This window comes from Bradyrhizobium archetypum, from assembly GCF_013114835.1.
GTDB classification, from domain to species: Bacteria; Pseudomonadota; Alphaproteobacteria; order Rhizobiales; family Xanthobacteraceae; genus Bradyrhizobium; species Bradyrhizobium archetypum.
In genome coordinates this window covers 363771-379982 of the sequence record NZ_JAAVLW010000001.1, presented here as the reverse complement: position 1 = coordinate 379982, position 16212 = coordinate 363771, and the positions used below count along the sequence as shown (strand labels likewise).

The window sequence follows — 16212 nt, the reverse complement described above, 5'->3', positions numbered from 1 at the left end:
ATTCACACCGTAAAGATTCGCCCCGGGTTCAGGATGTTCTTCGGGTCGAGCGCGCGTTTGAGGGTGCGCATGGTTTCGATTTCCTGTTCGGTGCGACTCATTTTCAGGTAGGGCCGCCTCGAGATGCCGATACCGTGTTCGGCGGAGATCGAACCGCCGAATTCGCCCGTGAGGTCATAGACCAGCTTCTCGAACTCATCGTGCTTGTCGGGCGTATGTTCGTGATACACGCTGGGATGCAAATTGCCGTCGCCGACGTGTCCCATCACGATGGTGAAGGCTTGCGGATCGATCGCTTTGACGCGTGCATCAAGCGTATCTGCATATTCCTCCATCCTGTCGATGGCTACGCTGACATCGAATCCCATCCGTGCCGCAAATGGAAAGCTGCGACCGAGTTCGACACTGGAGTCGCGGATGCGCCAGATCGCAGCCACCGACGCGATGGAGGTCGAAAGCGTGGCATCGAATATCACATTATCGCTCATCGCCGTCTCCAGCATTTTCTCGAGTCCGTCCCGAATGCGTTCAGCATCGCTTCCGGAGGCCTCCAGCAGCACATAGAAGGGATGGTGGGTCGGCAATGGGCCAGCGACCCCTCTCACACGCTCGACAGTGTGGCGGTAGTAGGCATTCCACATCGCCTCGAACGCGGTGAGATCGCCGCCGAGCGATTTTCGTGCCAGCTTCAGGAGGGCCATGACCTGGCCGAACGAGGGCATGGCGCACAGCGCCACCTGCCGTTCCGCCGGCGCCGGAAACACGCGCAGCGCCGCGCGCGTGACAACCCCGAGAATGCCCTCGCTGCCGATGAAGAGGTGCTTTAAGTCGATGCCGGTATTGTTCTTGATGTATTTGCGCAGGCCCTTGAGCACGGTGCCGTCGGCCGTGACGACTTCGAGGCCGAGGATCAGGTCGCGCGTCATGCCGTAACGGATAACGCGGTTGCCGCCGGCGTTGGTCGATATGTTGCCGCCGATGGTGCAACTGCCACGCGCGCCAAGGTCGAGCGGAAACATCAGCCCGTCCTGCTCGACCCGTTCCTGGAGTTTCTGCAATGGCGTGCCGGCCTGCGCGATGGCGACGCCGGCGGAGGCATCGACCTCTTCAACGTTGTTCATGCGTTCCATCGACAGCACGATTTCGTCCGCATTCGGCATTGCACCACGGACCAGCCCGGTCATGCCGCCCTGTGTCGTAACCGGGACGCTTTCGCGATGACAGAGCCGCAGCAGGGCCGAGACATCCTCCGTCGTCTTCGGGCGGACGACCGCGCGCGGTTTCGGCGCCGGATTGCCGGCGAGATCGTGATGATAACGCGCGTCGATATCGCTGCCGGACAGGACCGCGCCGTTGCCTAGCGCGTTGCGCAGTTCGTCAATGAAGGCCTCGGACATGCCCCTGCCTCTTCTTTATGTGGAATTTGGGCGAAGCTATACATGCGGCATGGTCAGGAGGAAACCCGGCCGGGTGCAGGAGAGGCCGTGTTTTGCGGTTTATCGTGCGTGCTGCCGCGGCCGCCGCGTCGGTGCGGAGCGACGGCGAGGCGCCTCTTGCTGCCGCTCCGGCTCGACCGAGGTAATCTGGTTGCAGACGCTGCACTTGTAGACGTAGACGAGCGGGCGCAGTCCGATTCGCGGCAGCTTGCCAATGCTAACCGTGCCCGTCCCGCAAATTTCGCAGCGCGGCGGCACACCGGTTTCTGAATGCGGTACGGGCATATGAGCGAATCGCTGAGCAACAAAAGAACGCATCGGCGAAGCTGGGTGTGGATTGCATCTTAATCGTGGAGATCGAGTCCGTAAAAATACGAGGTTTGTCGGCATTCTGCCGCTGACGTCCACCTTTTGCCACCAAACCGACCCCGGCGGGGCATTCAAACAACACACTGCACGGTGCAAACTTCCAGCGCCAGCGCGTGATCACACGGAGATTCCAGCGGAGCGGATCGAATCCGGCTCCAATTTGTGAGGCGTGCAGAAATGTCTTCCACCAACGGTCACGATCCATCGATGCGGGTGTCGCTTTCGGCCGCCGAGTCCCGGCCATCGCCCGCCGACAGATTCAATATCGATCGGGAAGGGCCGGCGAAACGTGCCGGGACACTTCGGGCGCTACAGCAACGATTCCAGAAATTGAACGAATACTGCGACGAAACGGTTGCTGAAATTAGAGCATCGCTCGAGCGGGTGCCGCCGCGCTAACTACAGGGACGATGTGGAAGCGCAGGCATTGCTGGTGATCAAATCGGGCAGGCGTTTGTGGCAGATCAAGGCAAGCCTGGCGCGTTGCTCTAAAGCGAATTCTATACGAGCAGCCCCTCGTTCCGGATGGGGCAGTTCCGGTTACGAGGCCCAGAAGCCCAAGCAAGTCAGCGTTTCGAAGAAACGTAATCCTGCTCGGGGCGCTCCGGGTCTCGCTATTCTTCAATGGAAGCAAGACAATTCACGAGGCGGATGGCGCTTCGGCGTTGTCTCACTTCTTGTCGATCTTCGTGACCGCGTCCGATTTGTCGATCTTCGTGATGGTCTTGGTCCCCGCCGTGTCGCTCACGGCGAAGGTGACCCTGTCGCCGGCATGCAGGGCGTTCAGCCGCGCGCCGTCCTGGATCTTGAATTCTTCGGTTGCGGCGCCGGCATTCGCGCCAGTGGTGCCTTCCGGCATATCCTTGATCGTGATGGTACCGCTGATCCGGTCTATTCTGGTCACCAATCCGGTCCGCGGTTGCTGGGCAAGAGCCGCCGACGTACCGGCGATGCTGAAGGCTGCGGTGGCAGCCATAATCATCCCTGCGATTTTCATGGAGTGCTCCCCGGCTGTAGGCCGCTTACGATAAGCCGGAATTGCGGCAATAGTTCCTCGCGAAGCTGGCATGCGGCATTTTTCTTCCGCGGGCATCCGGGGCGATGCGAAGTTGGTCTGCGCAAGGAAACCTGTCGGGCAGGGAATGAATTCCGGCTCGGTTGCAGTCGGAGCCGATAAAGCTCTAAGCTGCGCCGGCCTCGGGCTCGAGTTCGGTTTCGGTCACCGTGCGGTTGCGGCCAAGCCGCTTGGCTTGATAAAGTCCGCGGTCGCAGCGCTCGATCATCGCTTCCGCGGATTCGGCGAGGCGGAATTGAGCCACGCCGATTGATACCGTAATGCTGCCGATCTCCTTGCCGGTCGCTCGGCGTGTCAGTTTCGCTTCGGCAATGCGCCGGCGAATGCGTTCGGCAACGGCCGTGCAGGCCGCGAGATCGGCGCCCGGTAGCACCGCGATCAATTCCTCGCCGCCGTAGCGGGCCGCCAGATCGACTTCGCGAACGCCTTCCTGCAGGACCTTGGCCACCAGCCGAAGCACCTGATCTCCGACCTGATGGCCATAGTCGTCGTTGAATTTCTTGAAGTGATCGATGTCGATAAGAAGGACGCTGAGCGGCTCGTCCTTTTCCATCGCCGCGATCTGGGCGAGGCGGAGAAATTCATCCATCGAGTGCCGGTTGGCCAGCCCGGTCAGCGCGTCGGTGTTGGAGCGCTGCTCGGCCGCTTTGAGCGAGTCGCGGATGCTATCTAGTTCCTCCGACGTGGCGGCGAAATTTGCCTCCAGCTTGGCGGCCCGGGCGGTCGCCTTTGACAATTCATCAACCAGTTTTGCAATGATCGTCCGCGGATCGCCGGTACCAGCGGCCTCGGAAGACACTTCACCGAGCGCCTTGAGGTGGCTGCGGTTGTCGGTGACGGCAGTGTTGAGGAATTGCTGCGCGGTCTCGATCAGCCCGCTCAATTGATCGGGAAGGTCGCCAAACGGGTCGGTACCGGCCTGCGCCACATAGGTGACGTAGAGTTCGTGGTTGGTTGCGGCGTCGAACTTGCGCTTGCCCGCGATCAGAATGTCGATGGTCTTTCGCAGCGCCAGCGAACCGCCGAGGGCATATTCGAACCAGACGGCGAAATTGGTCGGGGTGGCGGGAACAGACTGCTGTGACATCAACCGAATAGCCCGGTCGGCAATCGTCGTTGCGTAGTCGACGTCCATCTCGCCGATCGGCTGGCCTGCCATCGTCTGACCCGGTGATGTGTTTGTTAGAAGATCAATTTACTGGCATCCATTGTGCACGAAGGAACTAATCTGACCTTAAATTCACCGGGAAACTCCGCGGCAAATACGTAACTAATATTGACCTATTCGAGCGCGGAGCCGCCGGAAATGGCACCTAGCTACCGCCGTAGCTCTGCACGAGGCTGCCCGCGACCAACGACCAGCCGTCAACCAGCACAAAAAATATCAGCTTGAACGGCAGGGACACGACGACGGGCGGCAGCATCATCATACCCATCGACATCAGGACGGATGCGACCACGAGATCGATGATCAGGAAGGGGAGGAACAGCAGGAAGCCGATCTCGAAGGCGCGTTTCAGTTCGGAAATCATGAAGGCCGGGACCAGGACCCGCAGCGACAGGTCTTCCGGGGTTGCCGGTGGCGGCTCGCCGGAGAGGTCGACGAACAGTTTCAGGTCCTTTTCACGAACGTTTTTCTGCATGAAACCGCGCAGCGGCACCGAAGCCTTTTGTAGTGCTTCCTCGACCCCGATCTGGTTCGCAACCAGGGGTTTGATGCCGTCGTCATAGGACCGCTGCAGGACGGGGCCCATCACGAACGCCGTCAGGAACATCGCGAGCGCAATGATCACGGAGTTGGGCGGGGCGGTCGCGGTGCCCAAAGCGGTGCGCAGAAGCGACAACACGACGACGATTCGCGTAAACGACGTCATCATGATCAGGATCGAGGGCGCGATCGACAGCACCGTCAGCAGCGCGATCAACTGGATTGCGCGCTCGGTGACGCCGCCGCCGCCCTGGCCGAGATTGATGCTGATGTCCTGCGCCAGCGCCGGGTCGGCAAGCGATCCGGCGGCGGTCAGGACTAAGAAAAATAAAACTCTACGCGGAGAAGTCGCCGGCCTCACGAAGGGTTCTTCGGGCGGCCCAGCAACGACGCCATCTCGTCTTCGAGATTTTCGAAGCCGCTCTTCTGCGGAGCGGGCGTGGGAGCGGGGGGCTCACTGCGGGAGGTGCGCGCAGGCGGCGTTTCCGGCGCAACTGGTGGCGCGACGGGCTCGGCCGGCCGGCGCAGGGCGGCTTCCAGCCGCTGCGCCATCTCGGCGAGATTCTGGTCGGCGCTTGATGGCGCGGGGGCTGGAGGCGATGGAGGAGGCGGGGGCGGCGCTGCGGCGCGTTCCGGCAGCCGGGCTGGAGCCTCACGAACCGGTGGCGTCTCCCGGGTCGGCAGCGCCTCCCGAAATGGCGTCGCTTCACGGACAGGCGGCGCCTCGCGAACCGGCGGCGTCTCGCGGACTGGCGGGGCCTTGGTCAACTCACGCTGCGGCCGGGGTATCAGCGGTTCGCCGCGGCTGAGGCGCGGCGGGCCCGGTTCGGGACGGCCGCTGATCGATTCCGGCGTAAAACCCGTCAACGGGTCGCTGCGGCGCTCCGGCATCGACGGCGGCACGGGCCGGCGGATTTCGTCCGCGAAGGGAGGGCGCGCCGGGCGCGGCGGCAGCTCCGGGATTTGGGGTTCGGCCGGATGATCGAAAGCGTCGGCTGATCGCAAATCGGATCTTGCCGCTTCCTCGCTCCAGGCGACATCGGGCAGCGGTGCGATGCGCGGCGGCTGCTCGCCGACCGCCGGGCGCGGCGCCACCTGATCGCGGTTGGGCATCGCGCGCACGATGTTGGGTTCGACCACGATGTCGCTCGGGCCACCGATCATCAGGAGATGTTCGACATTGTCGCGCCGTACCAGCACGAGACGCCGGCGGCCGTCCACGGCGGCGGCATCGATCACGGCGAGCCGCGGCATCCGACCGCGCTGAGTGTTGGCACCGAGACGGTTATTGGCGAAGCGGCGAACCAGCCATGCGGCCACGCCGATCAGCGCCAGAACGGCGATGAATGCGAAGAGGAATGTCAGTGTCTGCATTCTTTAGTCCCCGGCCACGAGCCGTTCTCTTGGTGCTGGCTTCGACGAGTGCGGTCCTAGGTCTTCCTGTCCGAGCATGTTCCCCGGGAATACGATTCCCGCCACCCTGACCATGCTCCGAAGCGATCCGCCGCCGCGAATCACGCCCGAGATCAGCCTTATTCCTTAATTCCCCGCGGCGAGCGCCGCCGTCCGGTTAATTAATAGACCAAGAATCGGTTGAGCCAAAACGACTTCTGAGCGCCCCAAGCCGCGTTGGTTGCTGCTGGTTAACGCAGATTTCGTGGCGAAAATGCGCTCGTTTCGTTGCCGCAGCCGGGCATTTGCCATCTCTGAGGCCGCTTCGGGGCGATTTTAACCGGCCGTTAACCATACACCGGGCAAATTCTGCCTACCTCGCGGCGCAGCCAGAGGTTAACGGGGAACAGCTCGATGGCCATCAACGATCTTCCGATCCTGTCGGCGCTGCGCACCAAGATGCAGTGGCACCAGGAGCGCCAGCGCGTGCTCGCCGAAAATGTGTCCAACGCCAACACCCCGAATTTCAGGCCGAGCGACCTGGTCGAGCCGAAGTTCGACAACAAGGGCGCCGACGTCGGCGGCACGATGGGCTCGCTCGCCATGACGCGCACCAGCGCCACCCATATCGGCGTGTCCGGCGGCGCGCCGAGCTTCAGGGGTGACGGCGGCAGGAGCGGCTTCCTGACCAAGCCTGCCGGCAATTCGGTCAATCTGGAAGACCAGATGCTGAAGGTCTCGGCCAACCAGATGGACTACGCAGCCGCCACATCGCTCTACACCCGCAGCCTCGGCCTGCTCAAAACCGCGATCGGAAAGCGCTGACGCGCCGCGATTAGGAGAAAGTAGATCATGGCAGATGATGGAAGCGATTTCGCCCGCTCGATGAGCATCGCGACCTCCGGCCTGCGCGCACAGGCGGGGCGGATGCGGGTGATTTCGGAAAACATCGCCAATGCGGATTCCACGGCGCCGACCGCGGGCGGCGATCCCTATCGCCGCAAGGTGCCGACATTTTCGTCCGCGCTCGATCGCACGATGGATGCGCGCGTGGTGACGCTCGGCAAAGTCAGAGCCGATCAGTCGGCGTTTCGCGTCAAGCATGAGCCGAGCAATCCGGCGGCGGACGCGGCCGGCAACGTCAAATATCCGAACGTCAATCCGCTGGTCGAAATGACCGACATGCGCGAAGCGCAGCGCTCCTATGAAGCCAACCTCAACATCATCAGCGCCACGCGGCGCATGATTCAACGCACGCTCGACATCCTCAAGGCCTGAACAGGAACCATAGAAAATGGCGTCACCGACCGTTGCAGCAAATGCCTACGCCGCGCTTTCGCGCATCATGGAATCCGGCGGCGCCGAGAAGGGCAAGCAGGCCGCCGGCGGCCCGTCCTTCAGCGCGCTGCTCAAGGACGCGGTCGGAAGTGTGCTGGATGCCGGCAAGAAATCCGATGCCCAGACCATGGCGATGACCTCCGGCAAGGCCAATGTCATGGACGTCGTGACCGCGGTGGCCGAAACCGATGTCGCGGTTTCCACGCTGGTGTCGGTGCGCGACCGCGTGATCCAGTCCTATGAAGACATCATGAAGATGCCGATCTGACGTCCCTTGGGGCGTCATCCCGGGATGGTCCGAAGGACCAGACCCGGGATCTCGAGATTCCGGGTTCGATGCTTCGTATCGCCCCGGAATGACGGTGCAAGTGAAAGCAAGCGAGAACACAATAATGACCGGTGCTGAAACCCTCGACGTGGCGCGCGATGCGATCTGGACCATCGTGGTGGTCTCGTCGCCCTTGATGGTGATTGGTCTTGTGGTCGGCGTCGTCGTTTCGCTGTTCCAGGCGCTGACCCAGATCCAGGAACAGACGCTGATCTTCGTGCCGAAGATTCTCGCGATCTTCGTTACGTTATTGCTCGCGTTACCGTTCATGGCGGATTCGCTGCACGGGCACATGATGCGGATATCGTCGCGAATCATAGGCGGTTGATGCATTGTGAATAAATGCGCGTCGACATATCGCTACTGCCGGCCCTTGCCGCCACCTTCATGCTGGTGTTTGCCCGCGTGGGAGCGATGGTGATGCTGTTGCCGGGGTTCGGCGAGAGCAACATCCCGGTCCGCATCAAGCTCGCGATCGCGCTGCTGCTGACGCTGATTATCCTGCCGCTGCATCGTACCGCCTACCAGGTCGACCTGACGTCGATGGCCGCGCTCGGCGTGCTCCTGGTGCACGAGATCGCCATCGGCATCGTGCTCGGCGCCACCGCGCGCGTCACGCTGGCGGCGCTGTCGGTGGCGGGCTCGGTGATCGCCCAGCAGCTCGGCCTCGGCTTCGTCACCGCTGTCGATCCGACGCAAGGGCAGCAGGGCGTGCTGATCGGCAACTTCCTCTCCATCCTAGGCATGACGCTGTTGTTTGCCACCGACACCCATCACCTCGTCATTGCCGCGCTGAATGAGAGTTACCGGATCTTCGCGCCGGGAGAACTGATGCCGAGCGGCGATGTGGCGGCGCTTGCCACGCGCGCCTTCGCCACCGCCTTCAAGATTGGCATGCAGCTCTCGGCGCCGTTCCTGGTATTCGGCCTCGTCTTCAATATCGGGCTTGGCGTGCTGGCGCGGTTGATGCCGGCGATGCAGGTCTATTTCGTCGGCGTGCCGCTCTCGATCATGGCGGGCTTCCTGATCTTCGCCCTCGTTCTCACCGGAATGATGTCGACTTATCTCAATTACTTCATCGGCGTAATGCACGAGCTGACGCCGCTGAAATGAAGCATGATCCGGAAAAGCGGGTGCCGGGTTTCCGAAGATCATGCTCAAAGAAAGACTAGAGTGCCGCGATGGCCGACGATAGCGACGACAAAACAGAAGACCCTACGCAAAAACGTCTCGACGATGCGCTTGCCAAGGGTGACGTCGCCAAGAGCCAGGAGGTCAATACCTGGTTCATCATTGCGGGCGGCACGCTGATCTTGTCGACATTCTCGGGATCGATCGGCGGCGGCATCCTGACGCCATTGCGCAACCTGATCGCCAATGCAGGCCAGCTTCGCACCGACGGCGCAGCACTGCTCGCGCTCGGCAACACGCTCGGCTATGCCGTTCTCGGCGCAATCGGCGTGCCGCTGCTGATGCTGGCGCTCGCCGCGATCGCCGGCAACATGATCCAGCATCGCCTGGTGTGGTCGTCGGAATCGCTGAAGCCGAAGTTCAGCAAGGTCTCTCCCGGCGCCGGGCTGAAACGTATCTTCGGCAAGCAGGCGGTGGCGAATTTCGCCAAGGGAATATTCAAGCTGATCGCGCTCGGTGCCGTCATGATGGCGGTGCTGTGGCCCGAACGACACCGGCTGGAATCATTCCTGATGTTCGATCCCTCGGCGATCCTCGGGGTCACCACCAATCTGACGCTGCAGCTCATGGGCGCGGTAGCAGCGATGCTGGCCGCGGTCGCGATCGCCGACTATTTCTTCCAGTACCGGCAATGGTTCGAGCGGCAGAAGATGTCGCTGCAGGAAATCAAGGACGAGTTCAAGCAGTCGGAAGGCGATCCCCACATCAAGGGCCGCATCCGCCAGTTGCGGGTCCAGCGGATGAAGAAACGCATGATGGCCGCCGTTCCCAATGCCAGCGTGGTCATCACCAACCCGACCCACTATTCGGTGGCGCTGTCCTACGATCGCGGCATGGCGGCGCCCGTCTGCGTCGCCAAGGGGGTCGACAACATCGCCTTCAAGATCAGGGAAATCGCCAAAAAGCACGACATTCCCATCGTCGAGAACGTGCCGCTGGCGCGTGCGCTCTATGCCACCGTCGATATCGACGAGGAGATTCCGGTCGAGCACTATCACGCGGTCGCCGAGATCATCGGCTACGTCATGCGCCTGAAGAGTGGGCTTTCCGGGCGGTGAATGCGAGGGAACAGCCAGAAATCCCCTTGAAATACCTTCAATATGTCAAATTGCTGCCTGATGGACTTGCGCTTGCGGGTCCGATTCAGGCACTCAGGAGGGGCGCGCAACCCGGCGCGTCACCCCTTCCATGCCGAAAGGCGGCGCCTTTTCTATGACCGTCGAAATTGACAGCCATCCGCCGACCGAGCGCTTTGCGGCTCATGAACCGGCGCGGCGCGGCGGTAGCATCGTGCTGGTACTGCTGGTGGCGGCCGGCATCATCGCGGTCGCGGTGGCGCTGATGACCATCGGCCGCGCCCAGGCACAGCCCTATATCCTCGGCGTGCTGGCGCTTTTGGCCATGGTCGGCCTGTTCAATCTGTTTGCCTTCGCTGCCGGTATCATCCGCTTCACCGACCGCGCCGCCGACGACCCGGTGATGGGCCGCATCGCCGATCACGCCTATGACGGCCTGGCGGTCACCGATCCCAAGGGCCATGTGGTCTATTCCAACGCGGCCTATCTGGCGCTGACGGGCGCTGCGAGCCCCCAGGACGTGCGGCCCGTCGAACGCGTCTTCATCGGCAACCCGGACGTCTCCGAAGCCGTGTTCCGGCTGCTCAAGGCGGCGCGTGAAGGCAAGCGGCAGCAGGAGGAGGTCCGCATCGCGGGTGCCGATGGTGCCCAGGGCCGCTGGCTGCGGATGCGGGTTCGTCCGCTCGGCCAGAGCAAGCGCGAAGCAAAATACGCGGTGTGGTCGATCGCCGACATCACGCGGGACCGTGAGCGCCAGGAAGACGTGTTCCGGGAGCTGCAGCACGCGATCGAATATCTCGACCATGCGCCATGCGGGTTCTTCTCGGTCAATCCGGTCGGCGACGTCATCTATGTCAACGCCACGCTGGCGAACTGGCTCGATTACGATCTCGCCGAGATCGGGTCCGGCGGGCTGAGGCTTACCGATATCGTTTCCGGCGACGGCGCTGCGCTCCTGACGTCGATCGTGGCGGTGCCGGGCGAGGTCAAAACCGAGGTGTTCGACATCGACCTGCGGATGCGCGGCGGCAAGACCATGCCGGTGCGGCTCTATCACAAGCTCGCCTTCGGAGCCGACGGATCGCCGGGTTCGTCGCGCACGCTCGTGATCAGCCGCACCCGCGACGAGCATTCCGACCCCGAACGCGCTGCCGAAGTCCGCTTCATGCGGTTCTTCGATCATACGCCGATGGCGATTGCGACGGTAGACCGTGGCGGCACGGTGGTGCGCGCCAATGCGCGCTTCGCCAAGCTCGCGCAAAGTCTGGGCTCGGACGGCGCAGCCAACAAGTCGATCTTCCGCACCGTGAACGCGCGCGACCGCAGCCTGCTGATCTCGGCGATCAACCAGGCCGCCGAGGGGCAGGGCGACATTGCGCCAGTTGAAGTCATGCTGGACGGCGCCAAGGAACGCTGGGGGCAGTTCTTCGTCACCGCGGTCGAGGAGGACGAGCGCGACACCGAAGCCGCCATTGTCTATCTGCTCGAGACCACCGAGCGGCGCACGCTGGAAAACCAGATCAACCAGTCGCAGAAGATGGACATGGTCGGCCAACTGGCCGGCGGCATCGCGCACGACTTCAACAACGTGCTGTCCGCCATCATGATGGCGAACGATTTCCTGTTGAACGCGCACAAGCCGACCGATCCGTCGTTCCAGGACATCATGCAGATCAAGCAGAATGCGACCCGCGCCGCGACGCTGGTGCGGCAACTGCTTGCGTTCTCGCGCCGCCAGACGCTGCGGCCGCAGGTGCTCGACCTCGGCGACGCGCTTTCCGACCTCACCATGCTGCTGCGCCGCCTGATCGGCGAGAAGGTCAAGCTCGATCTCGTGCATGGCCGCGACCTCTGGCCGGTGAAGGTCGACGTCTCGCAGTTTGAGCAGGTGGTCGTCAATCTCGCAGTCAACGCCCGCGACGCGATGCCCGATGGCGGCAAGCTGACGGTGAGAACCGCTAATGTCGCGGCGGATGAAGCCGCGCAGCTCTCGCACAAGGGCATGCCGGCGGCCGACTACGTGCGGATCGACATTTCCGATACCGGCACCGGAATCCCGGCCGACATCGTCGACAAGATCTTCGAGCCGTTCTTTTCGACCAAGGAGGTCGGCAAGGGCACCGGCCTTGGCCTCTCTACGGTGTACGGCATCGTCAAGCAGACCGGCGGCTTCATCTATGTCGACTCCACGCCCGGCGAAGGCACCACTTTCCGCATCTTCCTGCCGCGTCATCGGCCCGAACTGGAAGCACAGCCGGAAGCGCAGGCAACCAACGGTGCGGCCAAGGAAGGGACGGCCGAGCAGCCGAAGCCGCGGCCCGATCTGACCGGGCAGGGCACCATCCTGCTGGTGGAAGACGAGGATGGCTTGCGTTCGCTGAACGCACGCGGACTTCGTTCGCGCGGCTACAGCGTGATCGAGGCCTCCAACGGAATCGAGGCGATGGAAGCGCTCGACGAAAAGGACGGCGCCGTCGATCTTGTCGTCTCCGACGTGGTCATGCCGGAAATGGACGGCCCGACGATGCTGCGCGAAATGCGCAAACGGAACCCGAACCTCAAGATCATCTTTGTCTCCGGCTATGCCGAGGAGGCCTTCGACAAGAGCCTGCCGGAGAACGAACAGTTCGCCTTCCTGCCTAAGCCGTTCGCGCTCGCCGCGCTGGTCGAGAAGGTCAAGGAGACGATGACGGCCTCATGAAATCCTGGCCGAAAGCTGCGGCGCATGGTGAATGCGGAGTTGACGGCCAAATCGTCACATCCCCGCGACTGAGGGCCGCAGCCGCCGTTCCCGGTATTTGCTTCACTTTTGGCTGGCGGTGCCCATCTTAGGGGCACTTCCCCATGGAGGGGAATGAGGAAAAAGATATGAATTTCACGCAGACTGCGCGCGGAATTGTACGGTCCATGGCCATCGTCCTGTCGGTGGCGGTTCCACTGGCGATCACAATCGAAGCGGCCGATGCCCGCGTTGGCGGCGGCGGCAGCTCCGGTTCGCGGGGATCGCGGACCTATTCGGCGCCCCCGAGCACGACCACCGCGCCGGGCACGGCGCAACCCATGAACCGCACCTTTACCCAGCCTGGCACCCCTGCAGCGGGCGCGCCGGCCGCGGCCAATAAGGGCGGCTTCTTCAACCGGCCCGGCATGGGCATGCTCGGCGGCCTCGCCGCGGGCTTCCTCGGTGCCGGCCTGCTCGGTATGCTGTTCGGCGGCGGATTGTTCTCCGGTCTCGGCGGCCTGTCGTCGATCATTGGTCTCTTGCTGCAGATCGCCCTGATCGTGATCGTGGTGCGGCTGGCGATGTCGTGGTGGCAGCGCCGCCATACGCCGGCTTCAGCCTATGCGGGCGGGCCTGCCGAAGGCCCCGGCGCCCAGACCAGCTTCCGCTCCGGACTGGGCGGCTTTGGGCTCGGCTCGAGCCAGCCGCCGCTGGAAATCCAGCCGGCTGACTACGAAGCCTTCGAGCGGCTGCTTGGCGAGATCCAGGCGGCATGGTCGAACGAGGACGTCGCAAAGCTTCATACGCTGGCCACGCCCGAGATGGTGTCCTATTTCTCCAAGGATCTCGAGGAGAACAAGGCGCGCAACGACATCAACAAGGTGTCCGACGTCAAGCTGCTGCAGGGCGACCTCGCGGAAGCCTGGCGCGATGGCGAAACCGACTACGCCAGCGTGGCGATGCGGTTCTCGCTGGTCGACAAGACCCTGGAGCGCACCACCGGCCGTCTGGTCGCGGGCAGCGAGACGCCGGTCGAAGTCACCGAAGTCTGGACCTTTGCCCGCCGGCGCGGCGGCGATTGGGAACTCTCGGCGATCCAGCAGACCAGCTAATCGCCTTCACAAAGGCGACAAAGGCGCTGCGGCTTGTTCCGCGGCGCCTTTTTCTTTGGGCGGCACGGGTCGCGAACGGGTGCAGCGTTCTCTCGGCGATGCGGAGCATCGTCCGGTACGCTGCGCCGCAGAGCGGGACCTTGCGGGGTTTGGATCCCGGCTCTGCGTCGCGTCACTCCGTGCCGCGCCGCGTCCGCGACACGAGAGTTCTTCGTCTATTGATTTCACGATGAGGTCACCGCGATCGGAATAATGGCTGTCGCATCGGGTTGATGACAACGAACAAAAACGCACAGGGAGAAACCAGATGAAGAATCTTGCGAGGATCGTCACGCCGGCCTGCATGATGGTTGCCGTCATGTCAGTCGTCTCAGCAGCGCCCGCACGAGCGCAATCCGCCGATACCAGCTTCTTCGTGACCAGCAACGGCATCGGTAATGGCGGCAATCTCGGCGGTCTCGCCGGCGCTGACAATCACTGCCAGACGTTGGCGCAGGCGGCCGGAGCGGGCGGCAAGACCTGGCGCGCCTACCTCTCGACGCAAGCGGCCGACGGTCAGCCTGCCGTCAATGCACGCGATCGCATCGGCAAGGGGCCGTGGAAGAATGCGAAAGGCGCGGTGGTCGCCAAGGACGTCGGCGAATTGCACGGCGCCAACGGCCTCACCAAGCAGACTGCGCTCAGCGAGAAGGGTGAGGTCATCAACGGCCGCGGCGATACGCCCAATCGCCATGACGTGCTGACCGGATCGCAAGCGGACGGCACCGCGTTCGCAGCCGGCGAGGATCGCACTTGCAAGAACTGGACGAGCTCGACGCAAGGTGCGGCGATGGTCGGTCATTCCGACCGCATGGGCCTGCGCGACGACGACGCCTCGAAGTCCTGGAATTCTTCGCACCCCTCGCGCGGCCCGGATGGCGGCTGCTCGCAGGCTGACCTGAAGAGCACCGGGGGTGACGGTCTGTTCTATTGCTTCGCGGCGAACTGATTGCCCTGATAAATCTGGGAAGCGGCAATAGTTGAGTCCGTTATTGCGAGAAGCGAAGCGACGAAGCAATCCATCTGTCCGGCATGCCGCGATATGGATTGCTTCGCTTCGCTCGCCCTGATGCCGTTGCCAAATTTCGCGATCGAGGCCGCCGCCAGGCGGCCTTCTTCTTTGCGCATTGATCGCGCCGAAGCGCGTGACGAACGGACCGCGGGATGGTTTGTTATGGCAATCGAACCGGCAGCGGAGGTGTGATCGATGCCTTACGAGCTCTATTACTGGCCGATGATACAGGGCCGCGGCGAATATATCCGCCTCGCGCTCGAAGAGGCGGGCGCACGCTACGCCGACGTGGCGCGCCGCGGCAACGGCATGGCTACGATGATGCGAATGATGAACGCAGGGAAGGGAACGCCGCCGTTCGCGCCGCCGTTTCTTAAGGACGGAAAGCTCGTGATCGGGCAGACCGCCAACATTCTGCTTTATCTGGGATCGCGCCACGGGCTGGCGCCGAAGTCGGAGGCTGGCAAGTTGTGGGTGCATCAGTTGCAGCTCACGATCGCCGATCTGGTGGTCGAAATTCACGACACCCATCACCCGCTCGGGCCTTCGCTCTATTACGAAGACCAGAAGGCGCCGGCGAAGAAACGGACCGAGGATTTCTGGAAATCGCGCGTGCCGAAATATCTGGACTATTTTGAAGAACTGCTGAAGGCCAATGGCGGGACTTACGTCACCGGCCGTCGCCTGACTTATGTCGACCTGTCGCTGTTCCAGATCATCGAGGGACTGCGCTACGCTTTCCCGAAACGCATGAAGGCCTTCGAGCGCAAAGTTCCCGGCCTGCTCGAGCTGCGCGACCGCGTCGCGGCGCGGCCGAACATCAAGGCATATCTGGCAAGCGATCGAAGGATTCCTTTCAACGAGGAGGGGATTTTCCGGAGGTACAAGGCGCTCGATGCCTAGCCGTGTCATTCCGGAGCGCGCGTAGCGCGAATCCGGAATCTCGAGATTCCCCAGCTGCGCAATTGCGCACCTGAGGTCTGTTCTTACGGACCATCCGGAATGACCGCTCCGCCGTCACAAACTCCGCCCATCGATGGGTGTCATCGTCAGCTTCGACAGCTCGATGCCGTCGATGCAGCTCACGTTCAGCGCCACCACTTCACTGCCATCGGGTTTCTTGCCGCGTGCGAAGACGTCGACGCCGCAATCGACGCAAAGCTGATGGTGAATCGCGTGCTTGTTGAAAAGGTATTCCTTCAAATTCTCCTCGCCGGCACGCAGGTGAAAGCTCTTCGGATCGAGGAAGGTGAAGTGCAGCCCCTTCTTGGTGCAGATCGAGCAATTGCAGGCGGTGACCATCGCGAGATCGGTGGTGCACTCGAAGCGCACCTGGCCGCAATGGCAGCCGCCGGTGTAGGTCTTGCTTTCGGACATCGTAATCCGCCTTCTTTATTGTCCCACCAGATTCCAG

The 16212-nt window shown here is 62.7% G+C and carries 18 protein-coding genes; 11 read left to right on the top strand and 7 right to left on the bottom strand.

The genetic code is table 11. The features are described from left to right. Positions 1 to 2 precede the first annotated feature (2 nt). A complete protein-coding gene (locus HCN50_RS01695; RefSeq protein WP_171707871.1) occupies positions 3 to 1397 on the bottom strand; it encodes an FAD-binding oxidoreductase in 1395 nt (464 codons plus the stop codon). A 585-nt stretch (positions 1398 to 1982) separates the two neighbouring features. Here HCN50_RS01695 and HCN50_RS01690 point away from each other — a divergent pair. Beyond that, positions 1983 to 2204 (top strand): hypothetical protein, encoded by a 222-nt coding sequence (locus HCN50_RS01690; RefSeq protein WP_171707870.1) that lies wholly within the window; start codon positions 1983 to 1985, stop codon positions 2202 to 2204. Between the two features lie 271 nt (positions 2205 to 2475). Here HCN50_RS01690 and HCN50_RS01685 read toward each other — a convergent pair whose 3' ends face one another. From HCN50_RS01685 to HCN50_RS01670, 4 genes are all read right to left on the bottom strand, one after another. Further along, a complete protein-coding gene (locus tag HCN50_RS01685) occupies positions 2476 to 2802 on the bottom strand; it encodes a copper-binding protein (RefSeq protein WP_171707869.1) in 327 nt (108 codons plus the stop codon). A 184-nt stretch (positions 2803 to 2986) separates the two neighbouring features. After that, entirely contained in the window at positions 2987 to 3967 is a 981-nt protein-coding gene (locus HCN50_RS01680; protein ID WP_171708407.1) for a GGDEF domain-containing protein, read from the bottom strand. A 226-nt stretch (positions 3968 to 4193) separates the two neighbouring features. Then, positions 4194 to 4949 (bottom strand): flagellar type III secretion system pore protein FliP, encoded by a 756-nt coding sequence (gene fliP, locus HCN50_RS01675; RefSeq protein WP_171707868.1) that lies wholly within the window; start codon positions 4947 to 4949, stop codon positions 4194 to 4196. Beyond that, positions 4946 to 5962 (bottom strand): flagellar biosynthetic protein FliO, encoded by a 1017-nt coding sequence (locus tag HCN50_RS01670; protein WP_171707867.1) that lies wholly within the window; start codon positions 5960 to 5962, stop codon positions 4946 to 4948. The genes fliP and HCN50_RS01670 overlap by 4 nt, the downstream gene beginning before the upstream one ends. A 432-nt stretch (positions 5963 to 6394) precedes the next feature. Between HCN50_RS01670 and flgB the strand changes: the two genes are divergently transcribed. From flgB to HCN50_RS01625, 9 genes are all read left to right on the top strand, one after another. Next, positions 6395 to 6805 carry a flagellar basal body rod protein FlgB gene (gene flgB / locus HCN50_RS01665; protein ID WP_171707866.1) on the top strand — a complete coding sequence of 137 codons (411 nt, stop codon included), beginning with the start codon at positions 6395 to 6397 and terminating at the stop codon, positions 6803 to 6805. 27 nt (positions 6806 to 6832) lie between these two features. Continuing rightward, positions 6833 to 7258 (top strand): flagellar basal body rod protein FlgC, encoded by a 426-nt coding sequence (flgC, locus tag HCN50_RS01660; protein WP_171707865.1) that lies wholly within the window; start codon positions 6833 to 6835, stop codon positions 7256 to 7258. Positions 7259 to 7274: 16 nt separating this feature from the next. After that, positions 7275 to 7586, top strand: a complete 312-nt coding sequence (gene fliE, locus HCN50_RS01655; protein WP_171707864.1) for a flagellar hook-basal body complex protein FliE — start codon at positions 7275 to 7277, stop codon at positions 7584 to 7586. Between the two features lie 124 nt (positions 7587 to 7710). Next, entirely contained in the window at positions 7711 to 7974 is a 264-nt protein-coding gene (gene fliQ / locus HCN50_RS01650) for a flagellar biosynthesis protein FliQ (protein WP_057860162.1), read from the top strand. A 14-nt stretch (positions 7975 to 7988) separates the two neighbouring features. After that, the gene (fliR, locus tag HCN50_RS01645) at positions 7989 to 8759 is read left to right on the top strand and encodes a flagellar biosynthetic protein FliR (protein WP_171707863.1); all 771 of its coding nucleotides are present in this window, start codon (positions 7989 to 7991) and stop codon (positions 8757 to 8759) included. A 68-nt stretch (positions 8760 to 8827) separates the two neighbouring features. Next, positions 8828 to 9895 (top strand): flagellar biosynthesis protein FlhB, encoded by a 1068-nt coding sequence (gene flhB, locus HCN50_RS01640; protein WP_171707862.1) that lies wholly within the window; start codon positions 8828 to 8830, stop codon positions 9893 to 9895. 154 nt (positions 9896 to 10049) lie between these two features. Continuing rightward, the gene (gene cckA, locus HCN50_RS01635; RefSeq protein ID WP_171707861.1) at positions 10050 to 12614 is read left to right on the top strand and encodes a cell cycle histidine kinase CckA; all 2565 of its coding nucleotides are present in this window, start codon (positions 10050 to 10052) and stop codon (positions 12612 to 12614) included. A 143-nt stretch (positions 12615 to 12757) separates the two neighbouring features. Further along, complete coding sequence (locus HCN50_RS01630) at positions 12758 to 13747, top strand: Tim44 domain-containing protein (RefSeq protein ID WP_171707860.1); 990 nt, start codon at positions 12758 to 12760, stop codon at positions 13745 to 13747. Between the two features lie 343 nt (positions 13748 to 14090). Next, on the top strand, positions 14091 to 14735 hold the full coding sequence (locus HCN50_RS01625) for a lectin (protein WP_376700249.1): 645 nt from the start codon (positions 14091 to 14093) through the stop codon (positions 14733 to 14735). Here HCN50_RS01625 and HCN50_RS01620 read toward each other — a convergent pair. Next, positions 14714 to 14914 carry a hypothetical protein gene (locus HCN50_RS01620; RefSeq protein WP_171707858.1) on the bottom strand — a complete coding sequence of 67 codons (201 nt, stop codon included), beginning with the start codon at positions 14912 to 14914 and terminating at the stop codon, positions 14714 to 14716. The two genes, HCN50_RS01625 and HCN50_RS01620, sit on opposite strands and share 22 nt — an antisense overlap. A 79-nt stretch (positions 14915 to 14993) precedes the next feature. On the opposite strand from HCN50_RS01620, the gene HCN50_RS01615 reads away from it, so the two are divergent. Further along, on the top strand, positions 14994 to 15701 hold the full coding sequence (locus HCN50_RS01615; protein ID WP_171707857.1) for a glutathione S-transferase: 708 nt from the start codon (positions 14994 to 14996) through the stop codon (positions 15699 to 15701). Positions 15702 to 15815: 114 nt separating this feature from the next. Here HCN50_RS01615 and HCN50_RS01610 read toward each other — a convergent pair whose 3' ends face one another. Then, positions 15816 to 16175 (bottom strand): GFA family protein, encoded by a 360-nt coding sequence (locus HCN50_RS01610; RefSeq protein ID WP_171707856.1) that lies wholly within the window; start codon positions 16173 to 16175, stop codon positions 15816 to 15818. Positions 16176 to 16212: the final 37 nt, after the last annotated feature.